Annotated in this window: 10 protein-coding genes; 1 reads left to right on the plus strand and 9 read right to left on the minus strand. The window is 74.4% G+C overall.

All coding sequences use genetic code 11. The annotated features are described in order from the left end of the window. Window positions 1-25: 25 nt before the first annotated feature. The 9 genes from E4U91_RS16885 to E4U91_RS16925 all read right to left on the minus strand — a co-directional run bounded on the left by E4U91_RS16885 (window position 26) and on the right by E4U91_RS16925 (window position 11,197). Window positions 26-1,198, minus strand: a complete 1,173-nt coding sequence (locus E4U91_RS16885; protein WP_137307623.1) for a zinc-dependent alcohol dehydrogenase — start codon at window positions 1,196-1,198, stop codon at window positions 26-28. Continuing rightward, the gene (locus E4U91_RS16890) at window positions 1,195-2,133 is read right to left on the minus strand and encodes an SRPBCC family protein (protein ID WP_137307624.1); all 939 of its coding nucleotides are present in this window, start codon (window positions 2,131-2,133) and stop codon (window positions 1,195-1,197) included. The genes E4U91_RS16885 and E4U91_RS16890 overlap by 4 nt, the downstream gene beginning before the upstream one ends. A gap of 384 nt (window positions 2,134-2,517) precedes the next feature. Further along, window positions 2,518-3,693, minus strand: coding sequence for a glutathione-independent formaldehyde dehydrogenase (locus E4U91_RS16895; RefSeq protein ID WP_137307625.1), 1,176 nt, complete (start codon window positions 3,691-3,693; stop codon window positions 2,518-2,520). A 288-nt stretch (window positions 3,694-3,981) separates the two neighbouring features. Then, window positions 3,982-5,109, minus strand: coding sequence for an MATE family efflux transporter (locus E4U91_RS16900; protein WP_174867811.1), 1,128 nt, complete (start codon window positions 5,107-5,109; stop codon window positions 3,982-3,984). 104 nt (window positions 5,110-5,213) lie between these two features. Then, window positions 5,214-6,995: a copper resistance CopC/CopD family protein gene (locus tag E4U91_RS16905; protein WP_137310862.1), complete on the minus strand. Its 1,782-nt coding sequence runs from the start codon at window positions 6,993-6,995 to the stop codon at window positions 5,214-5,216. 216 nt (window positions 6,996-7,211) lie between these two features. Further along, window positions 7,212-7,976, minus strand: a complete 765-nt coding sequence (locus E4U91_RS16910; protein WP_137307626.1) for an SDR family NAD(P)-dependent oxidoreductase — start codon at window positions 7,974-7,976, stop codon at window positions 7,212-7,214. After that, a complete protein-coding gene (locus E4U91_RS16915) occupies window positions 7,973-8,440 on the minus strand; it encodes a cupin domain-containing protein (protein WP_137307627.1) in 468 nt (155 codons plus the stop codon). The genes E4U91_RS16910 and E4U91_RS16915 overlap by 4 nt, the downstream gene beginning before the upstream one ends. Then, window positions 8,437-9,102 (minus strand): GNAT family N-acetyltransferase, encoded by a 666-nt coding sequence (locus E4U91_RS16920; protein ID WP_137307628.1) that lies wholly within the window; start codon window positions 9,100-9,102, stop codon window positions 8,437-8,439. The genes E4U91_RS16915 and E4U91_RS16920 overlap by 4 nt, the downstream gene beginning before the upstream one ends. Then, window positions 9,083-11,197 carry a penicillin acylase family protein gene (locus E4U91_RS16925; protein WP_137307629.1) on the minus strand — a complete coding sequence of 705 codons (2,115 nt, stop codon included), beginning with the start codon at window positions 11,195-11,197 and terminating at the stop codon, window positions 9,083-9,085. Before E4U91_RS16925 ends, E4U91_RS16920 begins: the two co-directional genes overlap by 20 nt. An 88-nt stretch (window positions 11,198-11,285) precedes the next feature. Between E4U91_RS16925 and E4U91_RS16930 the strand changes: the two genes are divergently transcribed. Then, complete coding sequence (locus tag E4U91_RS16930) at window positions 11,286-12,002, plus strand: siderophore-interacting protein (RefSeq protein WP_137307630.1); 717 nt, start codon at window positions 11,286-11,288, stop codon at window positions 12,000-12,002. Window positions 12,003-12,090: the final 88 nt, after the last annotated feature.

Here is a 12,090-nt window from a genome sequence, read left to right on the forward strand (position 1 = left end):
CCGACACCGCCGGGCGACGCGGTCCTCACGGCGTCAGGACGACCTTCTCGCAGTGGTCCTTCTTGTTCTTGAAGAGGTCGTAGCCCTTCGGGGCCTCCGTCAGGGGCAGGCGGTGGGTGATGATGCGGGTGGGGTCGAGCTTGCCCTGTTCGATCAGGCCCAGCAGCGGCTTCATGTACCGGTGCACGTGGCACTGGCCGGTGCGCAGGGTCAGGGACCTGTTCATCCAGGCGCCCGCCGGGAACTTGTCGATCATGCCGCCGTAGACGCCGATGACCGACACCACGCCCCCGCTGCGGCAGGACATGATGGCCTGGCGCAGGGCGTGCGGGCGGTCGGTCTCGGAGCGGACCGCCTGCTTGGCGCGGTCGTAGAGGTGGACGTGGGAGGCGCCGTGCGTGGCCTCCAGGCCGACCGCGTCGATGCACTTGTCCGGGCCCCGGCCGCCGGTGAGCTCGAGCAGGGCCGACCGTACGTCGGTGTCCTCGAAGTTGATGGTCTCGTAGCCCTGGGACGCGGCCATGGCGAGCCGGTAGGGCTCCTTGTCGATCGCGATGACCTTCTCCGCGCCCAGGACCCGGGCGCTGTCCATCGCGAACTGGCCGACCGGACCCGCGCCCCAGACGGCGACGACGTCACCGCCCTGGATGTCGCACATCTCGGCGCCCATGTACCCGGTGGGCAGGATGTCGGACAGGAACAGCACCTGCTCGTCGGTGAGGTCCGAGTCGATCTTCAGGACGTTGGCGTCCGCGAGCACCACGCGCGCGTACTCGGACTGGCCGCCGGCGAAGCCGCCGGTGAGGTGCGAGTAGCCGTAGATGCCGGCGGTGGGGTGGCCGAAGAGCTTCTCCGAGATGCCGGCGTTGGGGTTGGTGTTCTCGCAGCACGAGTACAGCTGCGCCCGGCAGGACGCGCAGGAGCCGCACGCGATGGGGAACGGCACGACGACCCGGTCGCCGACGCGCAGTTTCGGGTTGACGCCCGGACCGACCTCCACGACCTCCCCCATGAACTCGTGGCCAAGGATGTCGCCCTTCTCCATGGTCGGAACGTAGCCGTCCACCAAGTGGAGGTCGGAGCCGCAGATCGCCGTCGAGGTGACCTTCACGATGGCGTCGCGGCTGCTCAGGATCGACGGGTCGGGGACGTCGAGCACCTCGACCGAGTTGCGTCCGGTCCAGCAGTTCGCCTTCATGCCAGGGCCTCCTTCAGTTCGTCCTCGGTCAGCGGCTGGGCCGGGTGCTGCGGGAACTCCCCGCGGGCCCGCTTGCCGCTGGGCGCGCCCTCGGAGCGGGTGATCTCGCCGACCTCCGCGATCTGCTTGAAGCGGCGCAGGTCGTCGTCCAGCTGCTGGTGCGGCTCCTCGCCGAAGTAGCGCGCCGCGGCCTTGCCCACGGCCCCGCCGGGCAGGTCGTAGCGCAACGTCACCCTGATCTCCGTGCCGCGGTCGCCGGGGGCGGGCGTGAAGCGGACCTCGCCGGAGTTGTCGATGTCGGCGCCCTCCACCGACCGCCAGGCGATCCGCTGACCGGGCACGTCCTCGGTGGTCTCGGCGTCCCATTCGACCGTCTTGCCGAACGGCGCCTCGGCCCGCCAGTGGCTGGTGCGGGGGCCGGTGACCCGCACCTCGTCGAGGTGCGCCATGAAGTCGGGCAGTCGCTCCAGGTCCTTCCAGAGGGCGTAGACCTTGTCCGGGGGCTGGGCGACGGTGGTGGTCGCGGTCAGTTCCATGGGGGTGCTCCTACGGGTACGGGTCACGGCTGCGTAGACGTCCGTGGCCGTGAGGGCGGTGACCGCGGCGGTCGCGGCCACGGTGCGGCCGAGGCCCCGGCCGTCGTGGTTCTTCAGGGCCCGGGCCAGCAGCGTCAGGTCCATGAGGTCGCCGCCGACGCGGCTCCAGAGCCAGGCGGGGTGCGGGCGGCCCAGCAGCCCGGCCGCCGCCGTCAGCTCGCGCACGCCGACGGCCGTCGTGGCCGAGCGCTGGCGGGCGTCGTCGCCCACGCCCAGGGCCCGGGCGAAGCCCGCCGGGGCGACGACCTGGGGCACGCCCAGGAGCGCACTGGCCCAGCCGAGGCCGCGGACGAGCGGATCGTTGCGGAGGCGGGGGGTGGAGCGGGTGTCTGTCTTCATGGTGCTCCCCACGTGCGGTGCGGTGGACGGACGACGTGCCGCTCGGCTCCGGAGGTGGAAACGGGTGCGTCGCGGACAACGGCGGAGTTTCCGTCTGGCCCGCATGCAATCCTCGGCTCGCACGCTCATCAGATGCGGCACGGCGGTCGGCCGGGGGTGAGCGGGAGCCCAACAGCCCGCGGCGAGGGCGAGCGGGGGCACACCGACCCCTTTCGCGTGACGCGTTCGCCGTCCGGCTCCGGCAACTCGAGCGCGGCAGGCCGCCCTTGCTTCAGGTGACCCGCGCACGGGCAACGACGGCATCCGGCCCCGGACGTGACCGGGACCGGACGCCGCCACTCGTCCGCCGGCTCGTTTCAGCCGCGGCGGGCGCCCCACGCCTCCCTACTTCTTGTGGCCGTTGGCGTGTCCGTCGGGATGCAGGACCACCTTGGTCCAGCCGTCGTCCCGCGCGTCGAAGTGCTCGTAGGCGCTGGGGGCCTCGTCCAGTCCCAGCTCGTGCGAGACGATGAAGCTCGGCTTCGCCTTGCCGCCGGCGATCAGGTCGCGCAGCGCCCGGTTGTACCTCTTCACCGGCGCCTGTCCGGTCCCCATGCGCTGGCCCTTGAACCACATCATGCCGAAGTCGATCGGGACCTTGCCCTGCGCCTCCAACTCCCCCTGGGACTCCTCACCGCCGGGGTCCTGGGGCAGGAAGACGCCCACCACGCCGATGTCGCCCGTGAACCGGACCGTGTCGATCAGGCTGTTGAGCGTGAGGCTGGCGTCCTCCTTCCCCTGCGGGTCGTGGGCCTGGTAGCCGACGCACTCGCAGCCGTTGTCGGCGCCGAGTCCGAGGGTGGCCTCCTTGACGACCTCCGCCGGGTCCTGCTCGGCGGTGTTGATCGGGATGGCCCCGATCTCCTCGGCCACGCGCAGCCGGTCGGGCTGGTGGTCGGCCACCCAGACGCGGCCGGCGCCCTTGAGGATGGCGGAGTAGGCCGCCATCAGGCCGACGGGACCGGCGCCGAAGACGATGGTCTGGTCGCCCGGCTTGACGTTGGCCATCTCGGTGGCGTGGTAGCCGGTGGGGAAGATGTCGGCGAGCATCACGTAGTCGGTCTGCCGCTCGGCGGCGTCCTCGCCCAGCCGCAGCGCGTTGAAGTCACCGTAGGGCACGCGCAGCAGTTCCGCCTGGCCGCCCTGGTAGGGGCCCATGTCGGCGAATCCGTAGGCGGCTCCCGCGAGGTCCGGTACCGGCTGCATGGTCAGGCAGTAGTTGGTCAGGCCCCGCTCGCACTGCTTGCAGAAGCCGCAGGCGATGTTGAAGGGCAGGACCACGTACTCGCCGACCTGGACCTTGCTGACGGCCGAGCCGACCTCGACGACCTGGCCCATGTTCTCGTGTCCCAGCGTGCGGCCGGTCTCGAACGAGGTGCGGCCCTCGTACATGTGCAGGTCGGAACCACAGATGTTGGTCGCGGTGATCTTTACGACGATGTCGCAGGGATGCTCGATCTTCGCGTCCGGTACATCCTTCACGGTGACCGTGCGCGGTCCTTCGTACACCGCTGCCTTCATGACGACTTCTCTCGGTGCCGCCTGACGACTGCGGCACGGCGATGACGAGACGACGCGAGGAGCCTGCCCGCTCGGAGAGTGACACGACGGGGTCCGCGCTCCCGCACGCCTCTGCGGGCCGTCCACCAGGACAGGTGGAACGGTTCTGCTGCCGCCGGCGACCCCGCTATCCCAGTGTCCCCGCGGCGTGCCATGCGGGTCCCCGGGGCCCTGGGCACAAAACAGACACGCGTGCACGAGTTCATGAATTTTCGTGCCCGTGCCCCGGCACCTCGCGCGCCTGCCGGCTCAGGTCGCCGACCGGTCCGCGTCGTCCTCGACCATCCGGCGGCGTTCCTGTTCGCGCTTGGAGTAGGCGGCCGCCCGGATCGCCTCGTCGCTCTCCAGGCCCGATCCCAGCGCGCCGCCCACGGTGGCGACCGAGGCGACGAACCAGGCCAGCGTCCAGTACTCCGAGGCGTGCAGCGGGGTGCGCGTCAGGGAGGCGAACACCTGGCCGTTGAGGATGAACAGCGCCCACACCAGGTTGACGGCCAGCAGGCCCACGTAGCAGACGAAGACCCCGATGCCCACCGTCAGCACCGTCGACGTGTTGTAGAGGGCCGTGCGCTTCCTCGCCTCGGGCGAGTCCCCCGCGCCGCGGTGCCACAGGTGGGCGTCGATGATCAGCCAGCCGATCATGAGCGCGATGGAGCCCACGGTGGCGATCACGAGGCGGGTGGTGTCCAGGGCCGCGGCCAGGCTCCAGAGCGTGGAGTTCACGGTGGCGATGGCCCCGGTGGCGAGCGCGGCCGCCAGGGCCTTCGAGAGCCCCGGGACCAGCCGCCACGGGCGGTTGGCCCGGACCATGCCGCCGAGCATCCTCAGGTACCCGCGCGGTCCGCTGAGGACGTACCGGAGGTCGGCGGGCTCCTCCTCGCCGACCGGCGCCGGGTGGACGGGCGCGTGACGGCCGGTGAACCGTCCCGGCGAACGCCGGTGAGGAGCCTTCCCGGCCTCGTCACCCTGCGCGCCCACCAGGCTGAGCACGGCCTCTTCGACCGCCCGCTGGGCCTTGCGCTGGAGGCGCAGGCCGCCCAGTGAGGGGAGGGACAGCAGTGCCGCGCGGTGCTCGTGGCTCACCTCCATGACGAGCTTGCGGCCGTGCGAGTGCAACGGCAGATCGGTGAGGGCCACGACGACGTCCCACTTCTCGTCCTGCCCCCGGTCCACCGTGCGGCGCGCCACGGTGGCCAGGTCCTCGGTCCCCCCACTGAAGGGCTCGCTGACCACCTCGACCTCGAACCGTCGCCGCCCGCCGGTCCGCTCCGCGAGCCGGTCGGGGAGGACCCGGGCCATGCGCCGCGCGGCCTCCGTCGGCGCGTCCGGATCCGCGAGGAGGGCCACGACCGTGAGGTTGTGCGACGACTCACCCATGACGGCCCCTACTCGTCGGCAGTTCCAGGCGTTCAGCAGTGCCCAGAAAGACCTCGTCGTAACGCCGTCGGGGCCGAGGGGGACGGCGGGGGCCGTCCCGCTCCTCAGCGAGCCACCCGTACCGGCCTCTCCACGGTCACCTGGTCCACGTCCGACACCCGTACCGTCACCTTCATCGTCCACGTGCCGGCGAGCGGGAGGTTGACCGCGTTCGTGGCCCAGTAGCCGCCCCGGTCGGTGAGGTCGGCGTTCAGGGGGCCGATGTCCTGGGCGGGGAAGGTGAAGGCGATGCGCAGTTCGGGGACCGCGGCGAGGCCGCCGTCGGCGCCGTAGACCACGGCCTCCACGGCGTTGTCGCCGGTGCGGGCCGGGTCGAGGGTGACCTGGACCGTGCCGCGGTGGCCGGCCACGCTGAACGGCGCCATGACCACCGAGGTCGCCGGCAGGGCCGCCGCCTGCTCGGTCGCCTCCGCCTCGGCCTCCGCCCGGCCGGGCAGCGTGCCCGTCAGGACCGTCGTCAGGGCCAGGACGACCGCCGCGACCAGCACCTCCACCAGCACCGAGCGGCGCAGGGCCCGGCGGTGCGCGTCGCCGTCGGACGGTGGTCCGGTGAGGGCGGTGCCGGCCTCGGGGGGCCGTTCCACGAGGCTGTCGGGGGCCGGTGTCTCCGTACGGGTCGCTCCCACCGGTTGCGGCATGCGCAGTTCCTCCTTCCGCTCGGCGGGCGTCGCGGACCTGGCCCGCTCCCCCACCCAGCGGCGCGACCAGTCGGCCGCCATCAGCAGGACCGTCACCGCGGCCAGCTTGGCCAGGAGGAGGCGGCCGTAGGACGTGTCCGTGAGGGCGGTGAGGGTGCCCAGGCCGCGCCAGGACTGGTAGAGGCCGGTGACGGCCAGCGCGGTGACGCTGAGCATCGCCAGGCGGGAGAAGCGGGTCACCGTGGCGAGCGGGGGCGTGTCCCGGCGCAGCAGCACCAGCAGGGCCGTGAGGCCGCCCAGCCAGGCGGCCATCGCCAGCAGGTGCACGACCGACGACGTCATCGCCAGCGGTACCTGGATGCCCGCCGACGCGTGTTCCGCCGCCGCCCAGGTCAGGGCCAGGCCGACGGCCAGGACGGTGCCGAGGGCCAGGTGGGTGCGCGAGGGGCGTCCGCGCCGAGCCGCGTGGGTCAGCAGGAGGGCGGACGCGGCCAGGAGCGCGAGGCGCGCGAGCAGCGCCCAGCCCGGCCGGCCGGTGAGCGTGCGGCCCAGCGCGTCCAGGTCGAGGGCGGCCCCGGGGGCGTCGCCGGTCTCGTACGGCGCCCGCAGGACGAGGAGCAGGACCGTCGCGCCGGCCAGGCCCCAGCCGCCCGCGCGGAGCAGGCCCCGCAGCGGCCGTACCCGCGTCGGACGGCACACGGCGACGAAGGCCGCCGTGCCGATGAGCAGTGCGGCGGCGAGGTAGGCGGCGTAGCGGGCGGTGCCGTACAGGAAGGCGGTGAGGGGGTCCTCGGCCGGGCCCGCCGGCACCGGGGCCGCCGTCGCCGAGGGGGCGCCCACGGAGAAGGTGAAGGCGCCCGACACGGGGTGGCTGTCCGCCGACACCACCCGCCAGGCCACGGTGAACGTCCCCGTGGCCAGGCCGGCCGGGAGGCTGATCCGCGCGGTGTCCGCGTGTCCCCCGACGTGCTCGGCGTCGCCCGTGGGGACCCGGTGGCCGGTGGGGTCCAGCACGCGGAAGGAGTCGTCGAGGAGGCCGACCGACTCGGTGAAGGTGAGGGTGACGCTGCGCGGGGCGGCCGGGACGACGCTGCCGTCCACTGGGTCGGTGGCGCGCAGCGCGGCGTGGGCCGACGCCGGGTTCGCACCCGGGAGGAGGAGCAGGAGGAGGAACGTGCCCAGGAGCACCGTCAGCGCCCCGAGCCGTCTGCGGGCCGTGCCGGCCCGGGCGTCCCGGTGTGCTGTTGCGTGGCCCTCTCCCACGGTCACCTCGCGCCCTCCGCCCACGTCGTCCCCCCGCCTCCGGGTCCGGCCTCCCGCTTACGTACGGACCGGGGGCCCACTGTGCTCACCACGCCCCGCACACCGCGCTGCGCTCACCACGCCCCGCACACCGCGCTGCGCTCACCACGTCGGGCGGGCCGTCGCGCCGCCGTCGACGACCAGGTCGTGGCCGGTGATCCAGGAGGCGAGCCGGGAGGCCAGGAACACGCAGGCGTCGCCCACGTCCTCGGGGCGGCCGAGGCGGCCCGTGGCCGTCGCCGCGCGCCAGCGCCGTATGCCCTCCGGCCAGGCCTCGGCGAGGCCCGGGCGGTCGATCAGGCCGGGCGAGACGGTGTTGACGCGGATGCCGTACGGGCCGTACTCCTGCGCGGCGGCGCGGGCGTGGGCCACCACGGCCGCCTTGGAGGCCGCGTAGTGGGCGTGACCCGGCGCGGGCAGGCCCGCCTCGACCGAGGCGATGTGGGTGACCGTGCCGCCGCCCGTCTGCTCGCGCATGATGTCCGCCGCGGCCTGGGTGCAGGCGAAGACGCCGGTGAGGTTGGCGTCCAGGACGGTCCGCCAGTCGGTGGTCGTCATGCCGGGGAGCGGCTGGACGGGCTGCACGCCCGCGTTGTTGACGAGCGCGGTCAGCCGGCCGCCGCCCCACTCGGCCGCCTCGCCCACCAGGCGGCGGCACGCGTCGTCGTCCGTCAGCTCGGCGCGCAGGACGACCGACCGGCCTCCCGACGCGTCGATCCGCGCGGCGGCCTCCCGGACCGCCGCGGTCCCGGTACGGCAGTGCAGGGCCACCGCCGCGCCCTCTTCGGCGAAGCGCAGCGCGATGCCCCGGCCGATGCCGCCGCCGGCGCCGGTGATCAGGGCCACCTGGCCCGTCAGCAAGGTCATGGGCAGCAGAGTCGCGCGATGCGGGCCGCCTCGTGCGGGTAACGCGCCGTCAGGTCGGCCCGGTCGCCGTGCTCGTAGTCCGCGTAGGTGAAGCCGGGGGCCATCGTGCAGCCGAACAGGGTCCAGGCGCCCCGGGTCCGCCCGCCCATCCAGGTGTGCGCGGGGACGGTGAACTGGACCGCCTGGCCGCCCAGCACGTCGGGGCCGAGCACGGCCGTGCGGGAGGTGCCGTCGGGGGCGAGCAGCAGCAGCTCCAGCGGGTCGCCGAGGTAGAAGTGCCAGGTCTCGTCGGTCGGCAGGCGGTGCAGGGCCGAGTGGTCGCCGGTCGTGAGGAGGGCGACGACGGCCGTTCCGGCCGGGCGCCCGTCGGGTCCCTCGGGTCCCGCCCAGGTACGGCGGAACAGGCCGCCCTCGCGGGGGATCGGCTCCAGGCCGTAGTGCGCGATCAGCTCGTCCGGGGTCACCCGGGGAAGGCTACCTCCCGCCGCAAAAAGGCCAGTTGGGCGCGCTTCTCCGGCAGGTACACGTCGGGCAGGTCGACCTCGGGGAGGGTGACGACCGGGCCGGCCTCGAAGCCGAGCCGCACGAAGCGGGCGACGGCCCTGTCGTTGCGCACGTCCGGGTCGACGACCACCCGGCGCCGGTCCAGGCCGAGCAGCACGTACCGGGCGAACGCGCCGAGCAGCACCCCCGACCAGCCGGGCCGGGCCAGCCCCTCGGGGGCGGGGGCCAGCAGCACGTGGGCGCCGATGTCACCGGGCTCGACGGGGTAGCACGTGCCGACCCGGTCCTCGGCGGGCTCGTAGGTCTGCAGCAGCGCCACGGGGGTGCCGTCCAGCTCGGCGAGGAAGGCGTGGTGGGTGTCGAGGCCGGCGAGGTGGGCGTAGATCTCCCTGACCTGGTCGACCGTCAGGCCGTTCATGCCCCAGAACACGGCCCGTTCCTCGCTGGCCCAGCCGTGGACGACGGGCGCGTCGCGGTCGGCGTCCAGGGGGCGCAGCCGGAGGGTGCCGAGGCCGGGGAGGTCCTGCTCGTGGACGGGGGCGGGGCCGGGAACGGTGGCGGGGGCGCTGCCGCTGCTGTCGGTCGGGGCGGCGGGGGTGGCCTCATCGGCGGGGAGGTGCATCGCTCTCCTTCTCCAGGTGGGCCCAGTCGGTGACGACCGGGACGAGCTCGCCCCGCAACCACAGGGGGAGCTGGTCGTGGTGGTGGGGGTGGCCGGGGGTGCCGTGCGCGCCGTGCGGGACGACCCACCGGCTGTCCTCGCGGCGGGCGAGGTCCCAGACGTAGCGGGCGGCGGGGCCGCGGGCGGCCAGGTCGGTCAGACCCGGCACGGCGGAGGTGCACAGCACGCAGTCGTGGTCGCCGGACAGGGCGGGGGCCCGCGCCTCGTCCTCCGGCTCGGGCAGGGCGCGCCAGGCGGCGAGGCGGTGGGTGTCGCCCCAGCTGGCCGGGGGGCGGCCCACGCGCGCGTGCGCCACCTCCTCCAGGGCCGCGCGCACCAGCGCGGGGCGGTCGACGCCGTACAACTCCTCGGTGCGCAGCAGGTGTTCGAGGGCGTACCCGATCCGCGGTACGAGTGCCAGCCAGGGCAGCAGCACCTCGGGGTAGGCGGGCGGCGTCCTCAGCGCGGCGAAGGCGGGCTGGGCGGCGAGGCGCCGTACGACCGCGCCGCGCACCTGTGCGTAGGCCGCCGCGTCCTCACTGTCGGCGTCCATGCGGCGGTCCCAGCGCAGCAGGCGCTCGCGCAGCGCGGCGGCCGGGCCGGTCAGGCCGTCCAGGGCGGTGAGCAGGTCCAGCAGGGCCGCGGCGGAGGCGAGGTGGGTGTCGGTGTGGATCGCCGGCAGGTCGGCGGCCGACCAGGTGCGGCGCTCGTCGAGGAGGGCACGGATGCGGTCGGCGCGGTGCGGCGGGGCGAACTCGACACCCAGCCCGGCGGCCACGCCCCGCTGGTTGGCCATCACGGCGACGCCGTCGGTCAGGCCGGCCCTCGGCAGGGGGTGCCAGCCGGTCCACTCGTGGCCGGGCTCCCAGGCGGGCACCACCCGGACGCGGTTGTCCGCGGCACGGACCGGGACGCGGCCCGCGACGCGGTGCAGGACGCCGCCCTCGGTGTCGGCGGCCTGGACGACGTTGACCGGCTCGGCCCAGGCGTCCAGGGCACGGTCCACGTCGGTGACCCGGCGGGCCCGCAGCAGCGGCAGCAGGGCGCCGAAGCCGAGGTCGCCGGTGACGCGCGGCGGGTACCGCAGGCTGACGGCCAGTGGAGTGCCGTCGTCCAGTCCCTCCGGGCCGCCCGCGATCACCGGGCCCCGGTCGGTCTCCAGGACCTCCACCTCGACGGTGTCCTCCCCGGCCACGTGGACCGGTTCGGTGTGCCGGGCGGCCCGGTGCCAGCGCCCGTCCGGGCCGAGGGCCTCGACGCCGGCCCCGGTGCGGCGCAGGCGCTCGCGGTAGAGGTCCTGGTAGTCGGCCATGGCGTTGGTGATGGCCCAGGCGACCGTGCCGGTGTGGCCGAAGTGGGCGATGCCGGGGACGCCGGGCACGGCGAGGCCGACCACGTCGAACTCGTCGCAGGCCAGGCGGATCTGCTGGTAGACGCCGGGGTCCTCGACGAAGCGGTGCGGGTCGCCCGCGAGGAGCGCGTGCCCGGTGACGGTGCGCTCGCCGGCGACCAGCCAGCCGTTGCTGCCGGCGGTGCCGGGGCCGTCGGTGGCGAACAGACCGACCGCCTCCGGGCCGAGGTGCCGTACCGCCTCCTCGCGCCAGAGCTTGGCGGGGAAGCCGGCGAACAGGATGTGGGTGGACAGCCACACGGCGAGCGGGGTCCAGGGCTCCCAGCGGCCGGGGGCGAGGCCGACCCGGGCGAACTCGGGGGCGGCACCGGGGGAGGGGCCCTCACCGATGTCGGCGAGGCCTTCGTTGACGCCGTCGACGTACGCCGCCACCCATGCGGCCGTCTCGGGGTCCTGCTCGGTGAGCGCGGCCTGGCAGCGGCGGGCGGTGTCCGCCAGCCGGACGCGGCGCGCGAACACGTCCCAGGCGAGGGCGCCCGGCCCGAGGAACGACGCCGAGGTGCCCTGCGCGCGGTGCCGTTCGACCTCCAGTTGCCAGGCCCGGTCGCGGGCGGTGACCAGGCCCTGGGCCCGGGCGAGGGCGAACGGGTCGCGGGCGCGCAGGTGCGGGACGCCCCAGGCGTCCCGGTGGATCTCGGTCGTCACCGTGCACCCTCTCTGTGCCGGGCAGCGGCTTTAGGTTAGCCTCACCTAAGTATTGGTGGAGAGATCGTACGTGAGGGGTGGAGAGGTCATGGCGCAGGGGCGGGGCTGGGAGGGCGCGGTCCTCCGGTTGATGCGGGCGAAGGACTTCACGCTGACCGTCACCGGGGCGCGGGACGTCACCCCGTCGTACCGGCGGCTGCACCTGACCGACGGCGGGCTGCTCGCGGCGACCGGGGTGCACCCGACGATGTGGGTCCGGCTGTGGTTCGACAACGCCGGCAAGCCCCACCAGCGGGCCTACACCCTGGTCGACCCCGATCCCGACGAGGGCACCTTCGCCCTGGAGTTCGCGCTGCACGAGGGGGCGGCGAGCGACTGGGCGCGGACCGCGCGCGTCGGCGACACCATCGAGGCGACCGTCCAGGGCACCGGCTTCACCCGGCCCGAGCCCGCGCCGACGCACGTCCTCGCGATCGGCGACCCGGCCTCGCTGCCCGCGATCAACTCCCTGCTCGGCGCGCTGGACGGGACTCCCAGCACGGTGTGGTTCGAGGGCGGCGACGACGGCCTGCCCTTCCCCGCCCCGCCCGCGCCGGGCCGGCACGACCTGCGCCGCGTGGGGCGCGGGGAACTGGCCGACCGGGTCCGGGCCGAACTCCCCGGCCTGCTCACCGCCACCGAGCACCCGTACGTCTGGATCGCCTGCGACACCCGTACGACCCGTACGCTGGCGTCGTACGTGCGCAAGGACCTGGGGGTGCCCAAGGACCGGCTGCACGCGCTGGGGTACTGGCGCGACGAGTGAGCCGCGGCGGACCCGGCGCGAGGGTCCCTCGGAGCAGCGGTGCCAGGGGGCACGGGAACTCCTCGAAGAGGCGCTGGGGTGTCCGGCG

This window comes from Streptomyces lasalocidi, from assembly GCF_005280215.1.
Lineage (GTDB): Bacteria > Actinomycetota > Actinomycetes > Streptomycetales > Streptomycetaceae > Streptomyces > Streptomyces longwoodensis.